Raw genomic sequence first — 23,507 nt, 5'->3', positions numbered from 1 at the left:
TCTCCATTCCTTATTATCAGAAGATTGTTAATATCCATGCAAACTAAAGAGTTACACGTAAAATTCCGCAAATATTGGGTTAATGACCGAATCAATTATTCAATTCGAGTATTGATTGCTTTAGTTGGCGTTGTATTACCCTGTTGGTATCTGGGCGCAAATCATGCAGTAACCCCACTTGTACTTGGTATTATTGCTGCAGCACTGGCTGAATCTGATGACAATTTAACAGGCCGTATTAAAGGTTTAACCATTACTTTAATTTGCTTTTTAATTGCCTCTCTTTCGATTGAAATTCTCTTTGATTACCCCATTTTATTTGCAATCGGATTATTTAGTTCAACCTTTGGCTTTATTATGTTGGGGGCTATGGGGCCTCGTTATGCCAATATCGCATTTGCCTCATTATTATTGGCGGTTTACACCATGCTTGGCGCAAATAGCAGCGCTGATCTTTGGTACCAACCAATGTTACTGCTAGCGGGCGCTTGTTGGTATGGAATGCTATCTTTGCTATGGCATGTTTTATGGCCCAATCAACCGGTTCAACAAGGGCTGGCAAATGTGTTCACTGAATTTGGTTACTATCTCGATAATAAAAGTAAATTATTTGAGCCGGTAGTTGATCTCACCTCACATCCATTTCGAATTCAAGCAGCCAAACAAAATGCTAAAGTCGTTAACGCATTAAACGCCGTTAAAATGACATTGCTACATCGTGCAGGCCGTGGTCAAAGTGATAAATTCCTTAAAATTTATTTTATGGCGCAAGATATCCATGAACGCGCAAGTTCATCACATTATCGTTATCGAGAACTGGCGTTAGCTTTTCAGCGTAGTGATGTCTTATTTCGCTTTCAACGTTTATTACACGTACAGGCTCAAGCTTGTCACGGCATTGCTGATGCGCTAAAACAAGGTAAGCCCTATCATCATGGTTCTGATTCCATCAGTGCGTTAGATGAACTGCAACAATCCCTGAATTACCTCAAACAACAAAACAACCCGCAATGGCGTTTACTGCTGAATCAATTGGATTATTTATTTAATAATTTAGCGACAGTAGAACGGCAACTACAAAATATTAATAATCCAGATGCAGAGCACATTGAACAACAAATTGATATTGAGTTAGTAGATACTGAAGCGCACAGCATCAAAGAAATGTGGAAGCGTATTAGCAGTCAACTTAATACTGATTCAATGTTATTTCGTCATGCTATTCGCTTGGGAATTGCATTAATTGTGGGCTATGGCTTTATTCAAGTGCTAGATCTTCAACGTGGGTATTGGATCTTATTAACGACCCTCTTTGTATGCCAACCGAACTATAGCGCCACTCGTCAAAAGCTAGTACAGCGTGTTATTGGTACCTTAGGCGGCTTACTTGCGGGCATCCCCCTACTGTATTTATTTCCAGGTCAAGAAGGCCAATTAGTTCTCATGGTGCTAATGGGGGTGCTATTCTTTGCCTTTAGGGCGGTAAAATATGATTGGGCAACTGCTTTTATCACATTATTAGTGTTGTTTTGTTTTAACCAATTAGGAGAAGGTTTTGCCGTTATTCTACCGCGTTTAGGTGATACATTACTGGGCTGTTTATTAGCCGTATTAGCCGTCAGTTTCATCTTGCCTGATTGGGAATCAAAACGTTTACATAAAGTAATGGCAGAAGCCACGCTTGCCAATAAAGATTACTTAGCACAAATCATTGCTCAATACCGTATTGGTAAACGCGATAATATGAATTATCGTATTGCACGTCGTGAAGCTCACAATAAAGACGCACAACTGAGTACGGCTATCAATAATATGCTAGCAGAGCCTGATAAATACCAAATAGATACGGATAAGAGCTTTCGTTTTTTGACATTAAACCATGCTATGTTGAGCTATATTTCTGCACTCGGTGCCCATCGTACTCAGCTACAAGATAATCAAACCCATCAGTTAGTATCAGAAGCTCATCGTATAATTCATAATCATTTAGAATGTATATCATCGCAACTTAGTGGTTCTCTTATTGAAACATCACCATCATTAAACCTCAGTCTCGAGCAACGTTTGGGACAATGGCGAGATGAAGATTGCACCTCAACTCGCATGGTATTACAACAACTGCATTTGATTCACTGCATGCTGCCTGAACTTCATGCGCTAGGTGATAACCTTTCACCTCAAACAAATGCGATTGCTATCGCAAAGTAAAGCAAAATAAAAACAATCACGCACAAAAAAGCCTGCGCTAAACGCAGGCTTTTTATTAGTCAAAGATAAAGTTTATTATCTCAATTTTATTGAGCAGCTTGAGGTGCAGCTACTGGTGCATCCTTCGCATTATCTTGAAGATACTTCAGTAATGTACGCTCTTCATCTTTATTAAGCATGTAGTATTGTTGCATCGCTTTTAGACCCTGAACCCAACCATTTGCTGTTAGGTGTTTTGGATCTGGAATAGCATGACATTGATTACAACTTGCATCTAAGATCTCTTTACCGTATGCCCAAATAGGCTTCATGCTTGCTAGCATATTACGCTGAGTGATCCACGCTGATACTTGTTCTTGCTGCCATGTCTGACCATCTTTAGCTTTCACTGTTTGTAAGATAGTTGCTGACTTTTGTAAGTCTGCATTTAAAGAGACAGTTTGAATTTGTTTCGCCATGTCTTGTACTAACATACCAGTTGTTGAACCTTGCTGCTGCCAACCGGTAATTTGTACTTTAATCATGTCACCACTTGTACCTAGCACTTCAACTTTTGATGCAGGGTATAATTGACCTTGCGCATCACCTGATGCTGAGTCAGTGGTATACAATTTTTTCGATGCTAACGTATAAAGTGTTTTAGCCGCAGGCGCCTCACCAGCATTAATCGTCAATTGTTTGAACGTTGCTTGGAAGTCATTATTGATATGCGGTAACTGGTGCGCAATACCTTTATGACATTCAATACAGTTCATATTTTTTGCTGCCGCAGTGGTCATTGCTGCTGCCGCTGCAGGAGATTGCTTCGCATGATCCATTGCAGTGTATGAGTGACAGCTCTTACATGTCGCTGAATTTGTTTCAGCCATCATACGCCACACGTTTTGAGCCATACGTAAACGGTTTGCTTCAAACTTAGCTGGAGTATCAATATCTTTGCTAATAAATTCGCTGTAGATATCGCCAACACCGCCTAGTTTTGCTTTCATGAAAGCAATCGGATCATTTTCTGGAATATGGCAATCACGACATTCAGCACGGACACCGTATGCGTTTTTGTAGTGGATACTAGTTTTATATTCGTTGTAGTTTTCTTTCATTGAGTGACATGAAGTACAAAACTCAGTAGTCGAACTAAACTTTATTGATTCGTGAAAGGTAAACACGCCTGCCAATGTTATGATCACACAGACAACTGCAATCGCTAATACTGAATAACGACTACTTGGCTTTACTAAAAAACGCCATAGTTTCTTCATGGATGGTCCAAAATGAATTAAACGTCAAAACAACGTTAAAAAAAGAGTTGCGCACAAACTAACATTTGAATATTAACAGGGCAACGCCATTGATTCATATAAATAAATATTCTAAACACAATTGAAAATATATTTATGTTACAATTTGTAATACTTATTATTTAATTAGCGTTCTAATTATATTTAATCTGTAAATAATGTTTTTCTGCAAATACAACAAGCTCTACTTTATAAAACCCATATTGAATAAATCAAATAAAATCAATATATTAGACATTTTAAATACCGACAACTATACGGTAAATAGGGTTTTACATTATTACTATCGAGAATAGTTATCAATCACTTTTTAGTTGCAGTGCTAAGTATTTTTCCATTTATATAGAGCATTAAACATTACTTATTGTAGTGCTTTTTTGTGGTAACTTATTTTCCATTTAGCAGCCTAATATATTTTATATTTCCGTGTAGCCTATCAAGAAATAAGTCAAATAATAGATCACTATACCGATAAATATTAAAATGATTTTTATATCATTTTAATGCTTACTTATTCGGTTTGTCTTCGGAATATAAACATGACCCTATCACGTCGTAACTTTTTAAAAGGTTCAGTAGCAACGGCCATCGCTGCTAACGGACTCACCCTTTTTCCTGCTGGAAAAGTATTTGCATCAGATACAATTACCATTCCATCAGCTACTCACTATGGTCCGTTTAAAGCAGTGGTTAAAAGCGGTACATTAATTGGTGTTCAGCCTATTAATGACGTCGACCCTTTCCCGACAGAAATGTTAACCAAAGGTGTGTTAAGTCGTACTTATAGTGATACACGTATTAAATATCCAATGGTACGTAAATCACTACTAGAAGATCCATTAGGTGATCACAACCCACACCTTCGTGGTAAAGAACCTTTTGTTCGCGTTGACTGGGACACAGCTATCGCGTTAACCGCATTCTGCATCGCGCGTACTGTTGAAAAACACGGTAACGAAGCTGTATTTAGCTCGTCATACGGTGGTTGGTCACACTGTGGTGTTAACCGTCCTCAAACATTGCAAGGTCGCTTCTTTAACCTTATTGGTGGCCAAAGTATTTGTGCGGGTGACTACTCTGCTGGCGCCTCTGAAGTTATTCTTCCACATGTTATCGGTGATATGGAAGTATATTCACCACAAACTGCATGGGAAATTGTTGAAAAAAATACTGAGGTTGTTCTTTTTATCGGTTGTGATCCATGGAAAACCAACCGTGTAGAATTCCGTGTTGCTGATCACTCTATGCAAAAACACTGGGAAGCGTTTAAGGAAAAAGGGATTAAGTTTGTCTCTATAAACCCTCAACAAACCCAAACAGATAAAGCCGTTGGTAGTGAAATGATCAATATCCGTCCTAATACGGATACTGCTCTATTTACTGCAATGTCTTATCATTTATACAAAACAGGTCAACACGATAAAGCTTACATCGATAAATACACCGTTGGCTTTGATAAATACCTAGCTTACTTAATCGGTGACGAAGATGGTGTAGTTAAAACACCTGAGTGGGCTGAAGAAATCACAGGTTTACCTGCCGCTAAAATTAAAGAGCTTGCTGAACTTTGTGTGACTAAACGTACCCAAATTGCTGCAGGTTGGGCACTACAACGTGCTGACCACGGTGAGATGATCCACTGGGCTATTATCAACTTTGCAGCGATTGCGGGTAAAATTGGTAAGCCAGGTGAAGGTGCAGGCTTTAGTTGGCACTATGGTAATGGTGGTATGCCAGCATCTGGTAAGCGTATGCCTATCGGTTTATCACAAGGTCGTAACCCTATCACTAAGACATGTCCTGTGGTAATGGTTTCAGATATGCTGAAAAACCCAGGTAAAGCATACACTCGTGATGGCTCAAACCTAACCCTACCAAAAGCAAAACTTATCTATAACGCAGGTAATAACTTACTGTCTCACCAACAAGACACTAACGAATTAATTAAAGCGCTTAACGATAATATCGATACCATTATCTGTCACGAACCTTGGTGGTGTGCAACAGCGAAATATTCCGATATCGTTCTGCCAACAACTACCACACTTGAGCGTGATGATATTTCATCTGGCGGTACTTACAGCAACAATAAAATCTACGCAATGCGTCAGGTTATTGAGCCAGTAGGTGAAAGTCTTGATGATTACGAAATCTTCTCACGCCTTGCTTTCATGTTTAACGTACATAAAGAATTTACCGAAGGTAAAACAATGTACCAACATGTTAAAGCCTCTTATGAAGCATCAGATGCAACAGATGATTTCAAAACATTCTGGCAAAATGGTATCACTCACGTATCAACGCCAGCAGCTGCAAATAGCTTTGTACGTCATGGTGATTTCTACGCTGATCCGATTAAGAACCCCTTGCATACACCAAGTGGTAAAATCGAATTATATAGCTCAACTATTGCTGGATTTAAAGCCAATAGTTGTCCACCAATGCCACAATGGATTCCACCATTTGAATGGCTAGGTAATGCTAAGAAAGGCCAAGTACACGTATTAAGCCCACACCCATGGATGCGTTTGCACTCACAAATGGCAAATGCGGATGTAAATAGCTATGAGTCTGTTGATGGTCGCCAAATCGTACTGATCAATAAGAAAGACGCTGAAGAACGTGGCGTAAAAGATGGCGATGTGGTTGAAGTTTACAATGACCGTGGTGTACTACTAGCTGGTGCTCGTATCACTGATGAAGCAATGCCGGGTGTTATTTACATCCACGAAGGCGCATGGCTACAACTTGATAGCAAAGGCCGTTGTAACTCAGGTTCAATCAACATGCTGACAAGTAGCCAACCAACCAGTGGTTTAGCACAAGCAACCAGTGCAAACACTTGTTTAGCTTACTTTAAGAAATGTACTGACGTAGAAACACCAAACCAGGCTTACACTCCACCAAAAATTGTTAAGACTGACTATCAAGTTGATATCTGGTCATTACAATTAGGTAAACGCTTAAAAGCCGTTGCAGCAGAGCAAGGCCCAGAGCAATCTCCTGGTGAGAAATTATTCTACGGTAGCTGTACCCTTTGTCACGCAGCACCACACCCAAGTGACTTCACTTACAAACAGTGGAAAGGTATTACTAACAGTATGTTCCCACGTGCAGGTCTAAATGCAACAGACCGTAAACTTGTACTTGATTTCCTACAAGAAAATGCGAAAAAATAATTAATAGTCCATTATTATTTATATAACAAAAAGCCCCGCAGGTTAATCTCCTGCGGGGCTTTATTCATAGTAATATGTCGATTTTATTTACTGCTCGCCGTTATAAGCCTTTGGTGTATTGGTTACAAGTATTACCAATAATAACTGCTTCAATCTCATCACGAATAGCACTATCACCCATAAGATACTGGCTAAATAACGTCGTTAATTCTGCTTTGGTTACTGTCACTTGAGTGTCGGTTTTAATATTGCGTAGATCAATCATAAATCCTGAAAACTTATTCTTAATCTCATCTACAATATCAAGGTTTAAGAAGTTATTTGGGTTATATAACGCATTATGATCGCCACGCTGTTTATCAACCACAAATGACGCTTCCGTCAGATTAATGATCGATGCTGACTTATCACATTTACGTAAGCATTTATCGTCAAAACGCTTTTTCTTACAGCCGACTGTTTGATGGAATAAACACTGACGGCTCATTAATAGCATCATTGGATGATAAATACTGTAATACAATTCAAACCCAGCAGGCGCAGCAATGGGTTTAATTTGCGACCGTTTAATCTCATTTGAAATAAACGCACCTACACAACCAAATTCTTGCTGTAAACACTCAAGGCTCAAACTATTACTGATGTTCATTTGAGGGCCAGCTATCCACGCTAAGCCTAATTGGTGGGCAGCATAACCGACACCACTATTGTTAGTCACAACACGTGATGGTTTAACTTGCTCAAGGAATGTAACAGCGGCTTGGTAGTTATCACCAATCAATATAGCTGGGAACCAAGGAATAAGCTGTGGATGTTCTTGAAACAGGCTAACTAATTTTAACCCCTCCATCGCCATCGCTTCAGGCAACTGATAATACACTACAGTTTTTGGCTGACTAACCGCGTCAATATCGGCAGGGTTAGCAATCAATACAGATAGCGACGGTGTTAGTGTTGGTTGTGGCGCTCGCACAACTTTTGGTAACTCAAACGGCTCCACCAGCGGCTGATCACCATTTAATACACATGCAATCTGATCTCGCATTTGCGTTAATTCTTTAAACGGCACCACCACATCCGCTGCTAATTGCGTTAAATCCATTGGTGACAACAGGTATTCACCATTATTTAAGCTACGGAAGCGTTTTTCAAAACAATCACTATCAAGCACTGTATTATCAGACTGACGTAATAACGAAGTTGATGCGACTTCAAACTGTTGTAACGGTGTCGTTACTTGAATAATAAGTGGCAGTCCAACCTGGCCAATAATAGTCAATTCTAAGGCTAATAAACTAATATCTAAATCAGCAATTCGCTCTTCAACAGTTTGAATTATATTCGTTTTATCATCATATAATTTTTGTTTAACCGCTTGTATCGCCGTTTCTGATGTCGCATTAGACAATTGTGCAAAATGATCAACAGAGTTATCTCGAGGGTTATCAATAAACATCGCTTTATTAATATCCCCCATTAAATATGAGTTAGAGAAATCACGATTAAAGACAGTATATAACTCACGCGTATCTGCCAATAATGGCTTTTGGTTACAAAAATTGTCTAATTGACGACTCCAATTATCCACTACGGTATAAACATAATGTGATTTTTTGATACGCCCTTCTACTTTTAAGGAATACACTCCAGCATCAGCCAAGGCTTCTAAATTTGAAAAAGCAGAATTATCTTTCATATTAAGCGGGTAATCTTTACCAGCGGCGGTAGTTTGGTATTGATCTCGACAAGGCTGACTACAACGGCCACGATTACCTGAATTACCATTTTTAGCCGAACTGATATAACACAAACCAGAAAAACCAATGCAATATGAGCCATGCACAAACACTTCCATTAACACATTATGCTGATGTCCAAATTGTGCTAAGTGTTTTATTTCTTTGATATTTAGTTCACGAGATAAGTTTACGCGGCTTGCATTAAGCTGCCCCATAAATAATATTTGGCCTTCATTGTGACTATTTACTTGCGTTGAAGCATGCACATCAAGGGTTGGAAAATGCTGTTTAATAAGATGAAATAACCCTAAGTCTTGTAAGATCACACCATCAATTTTAGTGTTAACTAATTTATTTAATAATCGAATAACCGCGGGAATTTCGCTTTCTAAGATCATGATATTTAGCGTAAGAAAAATCTTACAATCACGTTGGTGTGCAACACGGACAATGCCATTTAAATCTTCAAAAGTAATATTCGTTGCACGATTACGGGCATTAAAATTATCTAATCCACAATAAATAGCATTCGCGCCAGCAACGATGGCCGCTTTAATCGACTCTATATCACCACCTGGAGCTAACAACTCAAAATTACTTCTCATCGCGTTATTACCCATTTATAACCGTGCCTTTCAAAAAACGTATCAATTTTGTGAACGGCTATTCTACTCACGAGAGCGATTAAGTCCAATTTTGGAAGATAAATCACAGCTTATAGCGCACAGATATAACTATTTTATCCGCAAACAATTTTTACATATGTTCCTTATTTAAATAATTATCGATATTATGCATAGCGCGCTATATTTTATGAGCTCATATCTTCTCTAAGGATAAAAATAATGACAACTCAACAGTCACAACTAACAGAAACACAAAAATCAGCCATCGAAGAAATGGTTATCAACCGCGTAAATGCAATGAATAACGATGCGGTATTGTGCGATGCGATTGATAATAAAGTTCACGATATGGAAGAACATTTAAAAGCTTACTTTCATGAACGATTTCATTTCCACAGCAATAAAGCATAATAATAGTTAGTCAAAATAGACCAACAAAAACCATGATTTACTGATCACATCAACGGTATTTCTATTGTGAGTGATCAGTCTTACTCTCAGCTGAATGTTCAAATAACCTCATCACCATTAACAAACCAGTAACGTAAAACAGACGATTAACATAAACCATCAAGCCAAAGTAGTAAAAAACACTCCCTATTGCTTGTAACTCATGGAATGGAACTATTTATTGTGTAAAATATAGACTTCTACACTATAACGTTGTTTTTACCATGATTGATTTAAATGTATTACCTCTTTACCTCACCGCTGTGATTGCTCTACTCCTCATTCCAGGACCTGACATGCTACTTATTGCCAGTTCAAGCTTAACTTACGGTCGCAAAGTCGGTATTTATGCAAGTTTAGGTAATGCAACCTCTGGTATTTTATTAACTATTTTAGCGGCTCTGGGTGTTTCAGCACTTATTGCGATGAACCCGATAGCTTTACACGTTTTACGCTTAGTTGGCGGCGCATATTTATTAAAAATGGGCTGGGATTGCATGCGCACCCATCCTGATGATGCACCTCAAGAATTAGAGCATTCCAATAAAATGGCATCGACACTTTACCGTCGAGCTGTATTTACCAATTTATTAAATCCTAAAGCACTCATTTTCTTCGTTTTATTTTTACCACAATTTGTTTCAACTCATGTTGCCACATCATCAGGTGAACAAATGTTAGTCCTTGGATTATTACTTAATGTTCTAGGATTATTATTTAATTTATTCCTCGTTACGACCATTGGCGTATTCGGTCAGTCACTACTCAAAAATGAAAAATTCCGTAATAACCAGCATAAATTTATGGGATTAATCTTCTTCATTCTTGCTATTTGGCTATTAGCCTCACAATTACCAACCCCACCAAGCATGTAATTTATTATTGGTAACTATGTTTTCAACAAAAAAAGCGCCATTAATAATGATGGCGTTTTAGAAAATTTCGATATTTAGATAAAAAAAACGATTAAAAATAGACTATTAGATAGAATAACTGAATAAGTAATATTCTCGATTTATATGTGAATTATTAGTCTATAAATTTTGACTTGAATTTCACACTAAAAAACCTCATATACTTACCTTATAGATGTGTGCGCACGCTTACTTTTGCATTTCTTTTATTTAATGCGCATCACAATATTACGCCCAGTATGTTGGGCGCATTAAGGATTATTATGATTACTCACGTTGGCATTATTGATCAGGATCCCGTCCGCCTGATTACTCCATTATTAGACGAAGCTGTACCGGCCGATAAAATGGTTTTTATTGGTACAGAAAAACAACAAGAACAATATGAGCGACTCGCTTCTATCTTAACTTCACGTAATATTATTGTTGAATTTTTCATTATTCCCGACATCATTAATGTCACTCAAATTAGACAACGCTTGAACCAACTAGCCGATCAGTTGAAGCAAGACAGCCGTGATGTTTGGTTTAATGCAAGCTGTGGTTTACGTCACCGTCTATTATCTGCTTATGAAGTTTTCCGTTCTTTTCATTGGCCAATCTATGTCATTGAACCATTCAGTGATGAGATGTGCTGGTTATTCCCTAATGATCGCGAACAACAACAAGTACAAGATCGTATTCAAATTTCTGATTATTTAACTATTTTTGGTGCGCGTTGTGAGCTATCTGATAATCCAATGCCAGAATCTCTTAACGATCAATTATGGGAATTAGGCCAGCGTTGGGCGAGTTCTGCATTAGAATTAGGTCCAGGCTTAGCAACGCTAAACTATCTCGCGACCACGTGCCGTAAAGAGCAAGTACTTACCGTTGCTCTAAGTGAAAAGCAGCAGGGCTATAAAGAACTCGGGACACTACTCACCGATCTAGAAGAAACAGGTCTTGCAACATACCATGATGGTATTTTGACATTTAAACATGAAGAAGCGCGTCGCTTTGCTAATGGCGAATGGTTAGAGAGCCTTGTGCACAGTACTGTTCGTGCAATTCAAAATGAATTACCAACGATTCAAGATCACTCTTTAGGAGTGCAGGTTTACCGTAAAATTGGTGAGCGTGAAGTACGTAATGAGCTTGATGTAGCAACTATCGTTAACAATAAACTGCACATCATTGAATGTAAGACCAAAGGTATGCGTGATGATGGCGATGATACCTTGTACAAGCTAGAATCTTTACGTGACTTACTAGGTGGTCTACAAGCACGTGCAATGCTAGTGAGCTTCCGTCCTTTGCGTCACCATGATCTCGTTCGAGCGCAAGATTTAGGATTAGCGATCATTGGTCCAGATCAACTAGGAGAGTTATACACTCACCTACATGATTGGCTTAAAGGTGCAGGTGGTCAGGCACATAACCCAGCCTAAGCTGTGTATCATGAATAAAAAAGAGTAACGATCAAAAAAGGCCTTCTTAAGGCCTTTTTATTTAATCAAATTTTGAAAATCGCTTAATGCTGTTTGGAATAACTTACCCAAGACGATTAAAAACAATCCCTGCGGCTTGTGGCTTCTGTGTGTGGTGCTGACCATCATCTAAAATCAGTGTTACTGTGGTCATGCTTTCCCCTACTGTTGCAATAATATCTCTTACAACAAACACATCATCTAAATAAACAATCTTCATCTGTAATACAGGAGAGATTGGTAATGCTATGGTATCTTGACGTCCATTTGGAAATATAATTTTATAATCAATCATGTTTATAACTTCACTAAGCTCTACGAAATACTATTCTACAACAGAAATAACCTAATGGTTAAATTCCCTCACTACGTCATCGTATTGTCTGTATTATATCAGCATACTTTTAACACAAAAAAGCCGACAGTAATCTATCGGCTTTCTAACATACATATTAAATAACTCGCGTTATTGAAAACGGATTATTTAGTTAGCATCTGACGTGCAACTTCAACCACAATCTTAATTGAGCGCGCTTCAGTTTCTTTTAATGTTGCGTGATCAGGAATTTCTTTTTGAGTACGGTTAATAATAACACCCGCAACACAACCTGCACGTAAACCAGAACTTGCACACATAGTTAATAGTGTTGCAGATTCCATTTCAAAGTTAAGCACACCCATTTCCTGCCATTCTTTCATAGATCCTTGGAAACGACGTACTACACGACCTGAGAATGTGTCGTAACGCTCTTGGCCTGGGTAGAAAGTATCACTAGAAGCAGTAACACCAGTATGCACTGTCGCACCAGCATCATCACATGCTTGCTTCATCGCTGTTGCAACAGTGAAATCAGCAACCGCTGGGAATTCCATTGGTGCAAAGTGAAGGCTTGCACCATCAAGACGTACAGAACCCGTAGTTACAATCATATCACCAGGATTAATGTTTGGTTGAATAGCACCAGTTGTACCTACACGAAGGAAAGTATTAACACCCAATTGTGCTAACTCTTCAACAGCGATAGATGTTGATGGACCACCAATACCAGTAGAACAAACAACAACTGGCTTACCATCTAACTGCGCGCGGTATACTGTGTATTCACGTGCACTTGCTAGGAATTCAGGGTTTTCCATTAGGTTGGCAATTTTTTCTACACGAGCAGGATCACCTGGAATAATTGCTAATTCAGCACCGTTAAGATCCGCTTTATTAACACCTAGGTGGAACACTTTATTGTCAGACATAATGATACCCTTTAAATTTAATCGCTCTGATTGTAGGAACAGAGATGGATAATTATCGTTAATTATTGTGTTTTTTGACAGCAAACGTAATACGCAACATAACAACAACGTCTGTCAAAATCTAATGTAAAGATAACGGAAGCTGAGACTGTTTTTAGTGAGTTAAATCACATTAAACAAAAGCAATATAATTTTTAGTTACAAAATAATTGAATCAAGATCACAACAAAACGTTTTCCTATCGAGCCCATCACAAAAAAATCGTAACTTCAGCATAACGTTTACCGCTTTTATTAATATTCAATAATAACCATAAATAAAAAAGCAGAATGGTATTAAAGCCATTCTGCTCTTCGTTATTCAGCGAATAATATTATTTATTTATCCAATTATTGCTTAGGTTTAAAACGTAATAAGCGTAATGCATTTAAAGTCACTAATGCTGTTGCACCACTATCGGCTAATACCGCGACCCATAATCCTGTTACACCTAAAATAGTGGTAATAAGGAAAATACCTTTAAGCCCCAGAGCAAGACCAATGTTCTGACGAATATTGTTTAACGTTGCTCGTGATAGCTCAATCATTACAGGCAATTCAGCCAAACGATTATGCGTAATCGCTGCATCAGCAGTTTCCAGTGCCACATCAGTACCGCCGCCCATCGCGATGCCGATAGTTGCAGTTTTCATTGCCGGCGCGTCATTAATACCATCACCAATCATGGCTACACTGTGTTCGTCATTCAGTTTACGAATTTCAGTGACTTTATCTGCTGGTAATAAGCTGGCACGAAAATCAATATTGATCTCTTTCGCAATTGCAGCAGCAGCGCGAGTATTATCGCCAGTTAACATGACCGATTGAATACCAAGCTGTTTAAGTTTTTCAACTGCAACTAATGCATCTTCACGTAAGTTATCTCGCCATGCTACCAAGCCAACAGGGTATGAATTACGAACAGCAACCACTAACGTTTTACCTTCATTTTCTAATGCTGTTGCTTGCTGTTGTTGTATTTCAGTGAGCACAATATCTTGTGGTAAACGATCAGCTGCACATAATAAGAACTTATCGCCTTCAGTGATGCCTTGAATACCACGACCAACCAAAGTTTCACGTTCAGTTGCTTCAACAACAGTGACCTGCTGTTGTTGCGCTCGATTAACCACAGCTTTGGCTAATGGATGCAATGAACCAGCTTCAATCGCTGCTGCTTGACGTAATAATTTATCTTCATCGTTATCCCAACAAATCATATTCGTCACAACAGGTTTTCCTTCGGTTAAGGTACCTGTTTTATCAAACGCAACCACTTCGATATGACCCAACTGTTCTAGCGCAGCACCACCTTTAATTAATGCACCACGACGCGCAGCAGCAGCCAAACCCGACGTAATAGCTGCGGGTGTTGAAATAACCAGCGCACAAGGACAAGCAATCAATAGTAACGCTAAGCCTTTATAAATCCATTCATCCCAAGACTGGCCAAACACCAATGGCGGAATGACCACAACCAATGCGGCTAATAAAATCATACTTGGTGTATACCAACGGCTGAATTTATCAAGAAAACGTTCTAAGGGTGCTTTGCGTGATTCGGCATCTTCAATCATATGTAAAATACGATCGATAGCATTGTCACCTTGCGCTGAAATGATTGTTAATCGCACCACTTTATCGGATGCCATACTACCCGCCATGACTTTTTCGCCAGGTGTACGTTCAACAGGTACAGACTCCCCGGTTAATGCACTCTCATCAAAACTGGCGATAACATCTAACACTTGACCATCAGCAGGTAAACGTTCACCTGGTACAACTTCAATCACATCCCCAGGTTTTAACTCAGCGGCTGCAAGTTTGGTTTTTGTACCGTCCGCTAAAATGACCGTTGCTTCTTCTGGCACTAAATCCATTAATGCCTTCACACCACTGCGCGCACGAGAAGCGGCATAACCTTCAAGTTGTTCGCCGATAAGGAACAAAAAGATAACCATTGCCGCTTCTGCAGTTTCACCGAGGTATAACGCACCAATCGCCGCCACTGACATTAATGTTTCAATAGAAAACGGGGTACCTGATTTGGTTAAAATAACCGCTTTTTTTAAAATAGGAAATAAACCGACAATAGTCGTCAATGTGAACGCTAATAACCCAGCTTCTGCTGAAACCGTTTTATTTAAAATAAAGGCAACCACCATCATCAATGCAATAACTATTACAGCGAGATGTTGGCGTAAAAAAGATTGAGTCGGTAAATCTGCCGTTTTTGTGGCAGTAGAAACTAGAGTAAAACCTGTCTGTTGTGATTTGTTTTCGATCTCAGATTTAAGACTTTCAATATTAAGTTGTTGATCAGCGTGAATATTAACAATCAACTTTTCAGTCGCAAACATCACTTTAGCTGTATCAACTGAAGCTAATGACATTACTGCTTTTTCAAGTTTAGCTGCACAGCTAGGGCAATCCATGCCCAATACTTTCCAGCTAAAAGTGGTGCCATGAGTATCATTAGTTAGAGACGCTTCTAACGCTAATTCTTGTTCTTTACTCATTGCAGGTGTTGAGCAACATTGCTTAGTATTAGCATGTTTACTATGGTCATGATCATGGTGTTGATGTGCACTAACGCCATCTTCGTCGTGATCAAAATGGTTATTGTTTTGCGCAGGCTGATCACAACCAGCAATATGCGTACCGATAATGGTAAAGCTGCTTTTATTGGCTACAGAATGGATCGCATCACGTGTTGGTGTTGAACAACAACCACCAGCCGCGGGACCTTCAGTATCATTATCACCATACCCATCAGAATCTTTATTCGTAGAGCAACAATCAGTACTGACACTTGAACTTGAACAACAATCCGCTGTTGCAGCAACCATTGTAACGGTCGCTTTATTCGCAACAGTTGATTTTACAGTATGAATATGATCTTTTTTATTATGACATTGAGCACACATCTTCGTTCTCCTTGGGTGCTATTCGGTTTTACTATTAATGATTATAAACCTTTGAGTTAAGACCAAGGTCAAGCAACTCATCACAGTTAAGTGATAATAATTATCATAAATAAGTAAAAATACCGTAGCACCCTTAGAGTAAAACTAACGTAAACGTCTTAAAACTATATTATTATCAAGTACATCACCCCAAAGTGTGTAATCTAATCCCATATCAAAAATATATTCAGTCACTAAAGTTCGTACACAGTTAATCAGTACCTCAGTATCCCATGGCTTTTCAAAATAGCTTTCAATACGTGCTTTATTAATCGCAGCGATGGTATCTTGGTGAGTTGCTTGACCTGTTAATAGCACTTTTTTAGTATGAATAAAGCGACTATCGTTTGCCACAGCAGTCAATAATTCAACACCACTTCTTCCTGGCATAACATGATCAGAAATAATCACACCAATAAACTGACCATCAGCATCCAACTCATCCATTAACGCTAATGCTTCATCAGCTGATTCACAATCTTCCAATAAAAAAGAGGGCTCAAATTCAGCGAGATCTTTTAATACTGCACTTAGTACTTCACGTTGATCATCAACGCAAATAATAGTGATTTTTTCCATAATAACCGTCCCTTACGTTATCGGTAGCTTAATTCTAAATGTTGTATGTTGGTGATCACTTTTAACAACTATTGTGCCGCCATAGCTATTAACAATACGTTGAACAATGGCCAATCCCAATCCTAATCCAAACGATAAACCGCCTTTTTTGGTACTAAAATTCGGATTAAATATTTTACGTCGTGTAGCTTCATCAATAATTGGCCCATTGTTTGTGATCGTAACTAACACCTTATTCTTTACACTTCGCGTTGCGATTTCAATTTGTGGATTTTCAGTATGTTCCATTGCATCGCACGCATTCTTGATTAAATTAACCCAAATCTGCACCAACTCAGTAACGCTAGCCGTGACTGGCGGTAAAATTGCAGGTCGAAGTACCACATCAACTGCGCGCAAATTACTCTGTAATAACGCCAATGACTTATGTAATGTATCATTGATATCAACATCAGGAATACGAGCGTGATCACCACCACCCAGTTGCTTTACCGAGCGTACAATGCTGGCAGCATGGCGCGCTGCCAGTCGAATATCACGCAAATCGCGTCCACTGTCCCAACACTCAAGTGCAGCATTAATATCATCAAGCCAGTTAGCTGGTACATCCCCACTCGGTAATGCTCGAGCAAGGGTACGTGCTTGTTCTCGGCTCAAATGATATTGCAGCTGTAAGACCTTGGTACGCTCACGAACTTCTGCCGAGCTTATACTTTGACCGTGATCGATACCATATTGTAAAAATGGCATCATTTGAGGCTGATTGTCGCCAACAAACTGACTGATCGCGGTTTGAATATTCTCAGTTTTACTGCTGATAACACCAATCGCATTATTGAGTTCATGGGCAATACCTGCGGCTAATTGACCTAAAGTCGTCATTTGTTCCGTGGCATACAGTTTTTGAAGTGCTTTTTCTTTTTCTAACGCCGCAATTCCCGTTAGCATTTGTCGCATTGCCAATTCATGTACCATCACAGGCATAAATTGTTCTGCCAATGGACCATAATGCTCAGGTTCAATCGCTTGAGTAGATAGATCAATCCAAGCAATTTCACTGTCTTTTTCAGCTACAACAGTCGTTGAAGCAACAAGTGTTTGTGCAAAAAAACTGTGGACACCAAAAAACATCCCTTCTTTCACAACAAACACTTGAGCACTTAAATCATTTTCTTCACTTTTTAAATACCCCGATAGCTCGCCTTGCTTTACCCAATATAAGCGATCGTTATACCCATCTTGGCGTAAAACCTCAGTGCCCGCGACAACGGCCATAGTCATGGTTGGATCTTGAAAATAGGTATCAATTATTCTTCGTAGAGCTTTGGGTTGATTCATGCCAACATCCTTGAATTACATCGCATTATCCTTAAATATGATCGATGAGCTGTAGTCCCCAAATCATCACAAAACTCAACAACACACCAACTACACCAATAATGACACCAACGCGAGCCATCTGGTTACTTTCAACATGCCCTGTTGCATGCGCTAACGCATTCGGCGGTGTACTTATAGGCAATGACATACCAAGCGATGCAGCAAAAGTAACCACTAAAATCAATGTCACTTCACCACCTAAAGGCGCTAACGACACCATTGAGGTTCCTAATGCCGCCATAATTGGCATAAGTAAGTTTGCCGTAGCGGTATGAGACATAAAGTTAGCCATTAATAAACATAAAAGTGCCGCCCCTAGCAAGACCACATAAGGAGAGAAAAGATCAAATGGAATACTGTGCACCACTAATTTAGCCAGCCCAGTTTTATCTAAGGCTAAACCAAGCGCAATACCACCCGATACCAGCCATAGAACATCCCATGATATTTTCTTAAGATCTTCTTTATTAATGATCCCTGTTAGCGAAAAAATCGCCACAGGAATTAAAGCGACAGTATAAGAGTTCATACCGTGCATTGAGCCCATTAACCATAAAATAATAGTGACAGCAAACGTCACATAAACAGTGATCGCTTTTGGTGTTTTAAGAAACTTACCTTGAATAGTCAGTTCAATTGATTGCTGAGTGGCAGGATAAAGAGCATTGATCAACCACCATGCAAATACCAATAACACCGCTACAAATGGCACACCAAAGAACATCCATTCACCAAAAGTGATCAGATTTTCTCCTGTTAGGTATTTCAACGCGATAGCATTTGGCGGGGTTCCAATAGGCGTGCCGATTCCCCCAATATTAGCCGCAACAGGAATACATAAAGCAAACGCTATTTTGCCTGGATCTTTAGCACCAAACAACGTAATAACTGGTGCTAAAATAGAAAGCATCATCGCTGTTGTTGCGGTGTTTGACATAAACATAGAGAAGATAGCCGTGATCAGCATTAAGCCAAACATGACATATTTAGGTTGGTGCCCAAAGGGTTTTAATAACACTCGAGCTAGGTTGACATCTAAACGGTATTTGGTTGCTGCCATGGCTAAAAAGAAACCACCTAAGAACAACATAATAATAGGACTCGCAAAGGTCGCCATTATTTCGCTATAACTCATCAAATTACCAAAATGAGGTTGCCCTTGATCAAGCCTAAATAGATAGAGGCTTTTATCTGACAGTAACAATAATTCCAACACAATGATCACAACTGACGTTGCATAAATAGGAATGGGCTCCATCACCCAACACAATGCCGCTAGTAAGAAAATAGCAATAACACGTTGTTGAATAACAGTTAACCCTTCAAGAGGAAAGGCAGATGCTGGTAACAATAAGATAAGTAATGGAATTAAAATAGGTATGATATAGCGAAGATTCTGACGCATAGAGCATTATTCCCTTAAACAATAAAAACGCCATCACCTTTATTTTCCTTAACCTAAAGGTGAAGTGTAATGGCTAAACTAACATTACAGTGGATGGTAAATGACAACTGTTGCTATACATACGCATCTACAAGCTAATAATTGTTAGTATTATTATTGTCGCTGGCTATCGACCTTATTTCATCGAGTTAGATCAATAAAGTGATGAAATAATCACTAATTAGATAAAATAACGATCGCATTTTTATAAAAAAATATCCTATCACTATCAAAAACATAGTTAAATGTGAGTCACTTCACACAACAAATATTTCTCTCAATACTTACTTTTTGGGTTCAGTGGTCACTCGAGTATGATCGATATCAGCCGCTAGTACTTCTTCCAACACATCTTCCGTTCCCATGTAAGTACGTGAAGAACAAAACGCTGTAACAGGTACTGATGGCGTTAAAATATCATTATCATCCAGTAATTGTTGCTCATGCGTTTGACCCATCTTCTTAACCTGGTGGATAACCAACCCAAAACCAATAATACCAAACACGACCGAACCGACAGCTTGTCCTATTAAGACACCACCCGCCCCTGCCAAATGGCCGCCGATTAACACAAAAGGTATTGTCCCTAAGGTCGCTTTGCCCATATTTAATGCTGTTGACCATGTTGGCCGATTAAGATTATTAAATGCCGCATTTGCAACAAATAATGCACCATTAAAAATAAAGGTCACGGCAATAAAACTACAAAATATACCAACAATTTCAGCCGCATCACCAGTAAGGCTAAACATTGCAATTAATACATCTTGCCCGAACCAAAGTAACAACGAAACGCCAACACAATAAATGGCGGTAAAGAACATCGCATCACGTAATATTTGATTAATTCTATCCCAACGCTCAGCTCCAAAATTTTGACCAATAATAGGACCAACAGCACCCGATAATGAGAAAACCAACGCAAAACAAACCGGCATAATACGCCCAATAACTGCATAACCTGCGACAAAACTTTCACCAAAATGGGCAATATTACTGGTCACCACTGCATTACCAATTGGAGTCGCCGTATTGGTTAATATTGCAGGTAACGCGATTTTTGCCACCGTCGGTAACGCCAATTTAAAGCTAGTAAGATCTGGTTTAGCAACTAATTGATGTTTATAAACTACGGCATACAAGGAGAAACACATTACTGCTAATCGCGCAAATACTGATGCAATCGCAGCACCTTGCATACCCATCGATAAACCAAAAATAAATAAGGGATCTAATACCGCATTAACACCTCCCCCAATTAATGTCGCAATCATTGAACGTCGAGCATCACCGACACCGCGTAACGCCGCCCCTGCAGACATAGATACCGCAATCAATGGCGCACTAGGCAATAAAATCACTAAATATTGGGTAGCAGCATGAGCCACAGCCCCTTTCGCGCCAATTAAATCAAGTAACAATGGCAACTGCCATAACATCAGGCTCACAATTGTAATGCTAATAATGACAGCAAAAATCATCACATTACTGGCCATCATACGAGCTTGTTGACGATCATTTTTACCCAGCGCACGAGAAACTAATGCGCCAGCGGCAATGGATGTACCGATAGACATTGAAGTAGAAAAAAAGACCAAGGTACCAGCAAAACCAATCGCAGCAGCAAGTTCTACCTGTCCTAACAGGCTAATGAAAAACATATCGAGTAAATCGACCAAAAACAGTGCCATTAAGCCAATCGCACCTGTTCCTGACATCACCACAATGTGGCGCATAATAGAACCGGTTAAAAATTTAGCTTGGCTATTTTCTGCTGCGTTTTCTTTGTTCACAATGTCTCCAACTCGGCATTATAACGGGCTCATAACAATCAAAAAGAAAGGCGCAAAAAGCGCCTTTTTATAACTAATCTATAAATATATTAATCTATAGTGATCACAATGGATGTTTAAAGCAAGCCCCTATCTGATTACTTATCGCAGTTAACACATCGCGGCGTGTAATAACGCCCACCAACTGGCCATCATCAACAACAGGGTATATTTTAGGCTTTTGCCCAGTCATGGTTTCAGCTAATACAATGATTGTGTCATCCCCTGAGACGGTTAATACATCAACACGCATACACTCACTCACAGTATGACTATCTTGGCAGTGATAGCCAACTTTAAGCAATTTATGAATCATATCTTGCTCTGATATAAAACCGACGACTTGCTTATGCTCATTAACAACTGGCCCACCAATTTGTTTGGCTGTTAGCAATTTATCTAATGCTGCGGATAACGACATACCTTCAGTAAATGTAACCGGACGAATATTCATATAGTCTTTTACTTTTAGTGATTCCATACCTTCCCCCACCATAGTGTATCCTGCTGTGGATCAGATTTAATCCTTTGATATGTTAATTAAAATAAACCTGTACCTATGACTTTAAGTTAAGTCTAAATATCTGGATTTACTAAATATCAATGTTCCATTTTAAACATATTTATCAAAAAAAATGGTAACCCCATGATAATTAAAGTTTTTATATATCAAAAAAAACGCTTACTCAAAAGGTAAGCGTTTTATTATCTCTAACCCACCCAAATACAATTAGTGCAGGAATAATGCCATCATTGCTAATGGTAGTTTTGCACCAGAAGAAAATTCTAACTGGTCAGCAATAATTTTTACCTGTAACTGATAATTACCATCTTGCTTAGTGACAATTTTTTGATTCACTAATACTGGTAACTTCGCAGCTAATAACGCCTCTTTAGCAACCAATGCTTCAGGAAGTACAATATTAATATTACCGCTCAATTGATCAGTCACAGCCGTCAGATTGGTCGATGCATGCTCTAGTCCTGATTTAATATTGAGTAACAATTGGGCATTAACCGTTCCTTCTGGCGTTTTGACACTTAGTTGGGACAAATCAATAGTTGCACCATGAGCAATTAATAAATCTAACGCCAACATCGCTTGCTTAATCTGAGCAGGATCTTGCGCTGCTTGTGGTGATTGCTCCATCGCAGCTAATTGGCTAATGGCTTTATAATTTAAATCTTTTAGCGCTAGTTTAAAGGCAATATCTTGATAATGTTGACCATCGAGAGTGGTTAAAGCCGCGACTTGGATGGTATTCGTATTGGTAACTTGTTGGGTATCTTCAGTCGGCGTTTTTTCACCGCTAGGCTGACTTAACGCATTATTCATCGCGACATTCACACCATCGATGGCAATAAATTGCTTTTGATCTGCTGCTGTAAATTTAGCATGCTCTAAACTAAAGGTTTGATGTCCAATCCAAAAGTTACCTTGCATTTGGCCTTTACCTTCACCATTAATGCCTTTTACGATCATGCTTTCTTTATCAGGAGTCGCAATGGTTAATTCTGGTAAATTATAATTAAATTGACTCTTACCATTTTCAGGATCAAATTCACCTTTCACCATCAATGTTTTACTAATCGCTGTTACACCATCATCATGCGTATAATCCATTGGATTTATGGTCATAACAAAATGCGTGGTTCCTGTAAAACCAGAATCAGTAACGATTTGCATTGGCGCAACATTCTCACCCCAAATTTTATGAACTAACGGTGCTAACTGCTTATCAATCACAAATTCACTGGTCGATTTAACGCCTAAAAATCCATTATCAATATGATGATTAACTAACCATACAGTCGGTAAACCTTGTTCGGCAAACTCCGCTTTTAATTGATTTTTAAGCTCAATACGAGACACTGCATTTGACGATAAATAACCGCGTTCAAAACTTTTATTAGTAATAGACAGATAAGGGCTATGGTAATTTTCAACCGCCCCCATATAGATACTCTGCCCTATTTGACCCGTTGCTAGAGGACCACATGCAATAATCGCTACGGCACCAGCACTGGCAAGAATTTTTTTCAACATATTGAATCCTAAAAATAAAGTAAGTTGCAACGAACAGCCTAAATCATAGCATGAACCACTTAATCACAGCAGCATAACCATAACCATTA

Annotated in this window: 16 protein-coding genes; 5 read left to right on the top strand and 11 right to left on the bottom strand. The window is 38.9% G+C overall.

Features of this window, described 5'->3' with window-relative positions:
• Positions 1-36: 36 nt before the first annotated feature.
• On the top strand, positions 37-2,208 hold the full coding sequence (yccS, locus tag VXS03_RS06645; RefSeq protein ID WP_327762742.1) for a YccS family putative transporter: 2,172 nt from the start codon (positions 37-39) through the stop codon (positions 2,206-2,208).
• 86 nt (positions 2,209-2,294) lie between these two features.
• On the opposite strand, the gene torC is transcribed toward yccS, so the two are convergent.
• The gene (gene torC, locus VXS03_RS06640) at positions 2,295-3,467 is read right to left on the bottom strand and encodes a pentaheme c-type cytochrome TorC (protein WP_327762741.1); all 1,173 of its coding nucleotides are present in this window, start codon (positions 3,465-3,467) and stop codon (positions 2,295-2,297) included.
• 578 nt (positions 3,468-4,045) lie between these two features.
• On the opposite strand from torC, the gene VXS03_RS06635 reads away from it, so the two are divergent.
• On the top strand, positions 4,046-6,685 hold the full coding sequence (locus tag VXS03_RS06635; protein ID WP_327762739.1) for a molybdopterin-dependent oxidoreductase: 2,640 nt from the start codon (positions 4,046-4,048) through the stop codon (positions 6,683-6,685).
• 100 nt (positions 6,686-6,785) lie between these two features.
• Here VXS03_RS06635 and VXS03_RS06630 read toward each other — a convergent pair whose 3' ends face one another.
• A complete protein-coding gene (locus VXS03_RS06630) occupies positions 6,786-9,044 on the bottom strand; it encodes a peptidase U32 family protein (RefSeq protein ID WP_327762737.1) in 2,259 nt (752 codons plus the stop codon).
• Positions 9,045-9,269: 225 nt separating this feature from the next.
• Here VXS03_RS06630 and VXS03_RS06625 point away from each other — a divergent pair, with 225 nt between their 5' ends.
• The 3 genes from VXS03_RS06625 to VXS03_RS06615 all read left to right on the top strand — a co-directional run bounded on the left by VXS03_RS06625 (position 9,270) and on the right by VXS03_RS06615 (position 11,844).
• Positions 9,270-9,461 (top strand): hypothetical protein, encoded by a 192-nt coding sequence (locus tag VXS03_RS06625; protein WP_327762736.1) that lies wholly within the window; start codon positions 9,270-9,272, stop codon positions 9,459-9,461.
• Between the two features lie 263 nt (positions 9,462-9,724).
• Positions 9,725-10,375, top strand: coding sequence for a LysE family translocator (locus VXS03_RS06620; RefSeq protein ID WP_107275746.1), 651 nt, complete (start codon positions 9,725-9,727; stop codon positions 10,373-10,375).
• Between the two features lie 302 nt (positions 10,376-10,677).
• Positions 10,678-11,844 (top strand): Card1-like endonuclease domain-containing protein, encoded by a 1,167-nt coding sequence (locus VXS03_RS06615; protein ID WP_327762733.1) that lies wholly within the window; start codon positions 10,678-10,680, stop codon positions 11,842-11,844.
• Positions 11,845-11,947: 103 nt separating this feature from the next.
• Here the strand turns inward: VXS03_RS06615 and VXS03_RS06610 are convergent, their stop codons facing one another.
• The 9 genes from VXS03_RS06610 to VXS03_RS06570 form a co-directional block, all read right to left on the bottom strand.
• On the bottom strand, positions 11,948-12,178 hold the full coding sequence (locus VXS03_RS06610; protein ID WP_327762732.1) for a hypothetical protein: 231 nt from the start codon (positions 12,176-12,178) through the stop codon (positions 11,948-11,950).
• A 185-nt stretch (positions 12,179-12,363) separates the two neighbouring features.
• Entirely contained in the window at positions 12,364-13,131 is a 768-nt protein-coding gene (gene udp / locus VXS03_RS06605) for a uridine phosphorylase (protein WP_327762731.1), read from the bottom strand.
• 389 nt (positions 13,132-13,520) lie between these two features.
• The gene (locus VXS03_RS06600; RefSeq protein ID WP_327762729.1) at positions 13,521-16,097 is read right to left on the bottom strand and encodes a zinc/cadmium/mercury/lead-transporting ATPase; all 2,577 of its coding nucleotides are present in this window, start codon (positions 16,095-16,097) and stop codon (positions 13,521-13,523) included.
• Between the two features lie 144 nt (positions 16,098-16,241).
• Positions 16,242-16,715, bottom strand: a complete 474-nt coding sequence (locus tag VXS03_RS06595) for a response regulator (RefSeq protein ID WP_327762727.1) — start codon at positions 16,713-16,715, stop codon at positions 16,242-16,244.
• A gap of 12 nt (positions 16,716-16,727) precedes the next feature.
• On the bottom strand, positions 16,728-18,053 hold the full coding sequence (locus VXS03_RS06590) for an ATP-binding protein (RefSeq protein ID WP_327762725.1): 1,326 nt from the start codon (positions 18,051-18,053) through the stop codon (positions 16,728-16,730).
• Positions 18,054-18,084: 31 nt separating this feature from the next.
• Positions 18,085-19,500, bottom strand: a complete 1,416-nt coding sequence (locus VXS03_RS06585; protein ID WP_327762723.1) for an SLC13 family permease — start codon at positions 19,498-19,500, stop codon at positions 18,085-18,087.
• Between the two features lie 323 nt (positions 19,501-19,823).
• Complete coding sequence (locus VXS03_RS06580) at positions 19,824-21,275, bottom strand: MATE family efflux transporter (protein WP_327762805.1); 1,452 nt, start codon at positions 21,273-21,275, stop codon at positions 19,824-19,826.
• A gap of 160 nt (positions 21,276-21,435) precedes the next feature.
• Positions 21,436-21,852, bottom strand: a complete 417-nt coding sequence (locus VXS03_RS06575) for a CBS domain-containing protein (protein WP_327762722.1) — start codon at positions 21,850-21,852, stop codon at positions 21,436-21,438.
• Positions 21,853-22,101: 249 nt separating this feature from the next.
• The gene (locus VXS03_RS06570; RefSeq protein WP_327762721.1) at positions 22,102-23,418 is read right to left on the bottom strand and encodes a DUF945 family protein; all 1,317 of its coding nucleotides are present in this window, start codon (positions 23,416-23,418) and stop codon (positions 22,102-22,104) included.
• Between the last annotated feature and the right edge of the window lie 89 nt (positions 23,419-23,507).

The sequence above is a fragment of the Photobacterium sp. S4TG1 genome (assembly GCF_036040035.1).
Lineage (GTDB): Bacteria > Pseudomonadota > Gammaproteobacteria > Enterobacterales > Vibrionaceae > Photobacterium.
The sequence above is the reverse complement of the archived record's forward strand: the minus strand, read 5'-3'. Positions and strand labels throughout refer to the sequence as shown.

Coding starts and splice junctions, on each gene's coding strand:
- VXS03_RS06600 (WP_327762729.1), bottom strand. CDS start 16,097: ATGTGTGCTCAATGTCATAATAAAAAAGATCATATTCATACTGTAAAA.
- VXS03_RS06620 (WP_107275746.1), top strand. CDS start 9,725: ATGATTGATTTAAATGTATTACCTCTTTACCTCACCGCTGTGATTGCT.
- VXS03_RS06575 (WP_327762722.1), bottom strand. CDS start 21,852: ATGGAATCACTAAAAGTAAAAGACTATATGAATATTCGTCCGGTTACA.
- VXS03_RS06585 (WP_327762723.1), bottom strand. CDS start 19,500: ATGCGTCAGAATCTTCGCTATATCATACCTATTTTAATTCCATTACTT.
- udp (WP_327762731.1), bottom strand. CDS start 13,131: ATGTCTGACAATAAAGTGTTCCACCTAGGTGTTAATAAAGCGGATCTT.
- VXS03_RS06570 (WP_327762721.1), bottom strand. CDS start 23,418: ATGTTGAAAAAAATTCTTGCCAGTGCTGGTGCCGTAGCGATTATTGCA.
- VXS03_RS06595 (WP_327762727.1), bottom strand. CDS start 16,715: ATGGAAAAAATCACTATTATTTGCGTTGATGATCAACGTGAAGTACTA.
- yccS (WP_327762742.1), top strand. CDS start 37: ATGCAAACTAAAGAGTTACACGTAAAATTCCGCAAATATTGGGTTAAT.
- VXS03_RS06590 (WP_327762725.1), bottom strand. CDS start 18,053: ATGAATCAACCCAAAGCTCTACGAAGAATAATTGATACCTATTTTCAA.
- VXS03_RS06630 (WP_327762737.1), bottom strand. CDS start 9,044: ATGGGTAATAACGCGATGAGAAGTAATTTTGAGTTGTTAGCTCCAGGT.
- VXS03_RS06625 (WP_327762736.1), top strand. CDS start 9,270: ATGACAACTCAACAGTCACAACTAACAGAAACACAAAAATCAGCCATC.
- VXS03_RS06610 (WP_327762732.1), bottom strand. CDS start 12,178: ATGATTGATTATAAAATTATATTTCCAAATGGACGTCAAGATACCATA.
- VXS03_RS06580 (WP_327762805.1), bottom strand. CDS start 21,275: ATGCGCCACATTGTGGTGATGTCAGGAACAGGTGCGATTGGCTTAATG.
- VXS03_RS06635 (WP_327762739.1), top strand. CDS start 4,046: ATGACCCTATCACGTCGTAACTTTTTAAAAGGTTCAGTAGCAACGGCC.
- torC (WP_327762741.1), bottom strand. CDS start 3,467: ATGAAGAAACTATGGCGTTTTTTAGTAAAGCCAAGTAGTCGTTATTCA.
- VXS03_RS06615 (WP_327762733.1), top strand. CDS start 10,678: ATGATTACTCACGTTGGCATTATTGATCAGGATCCCGTCCGCCTGATT.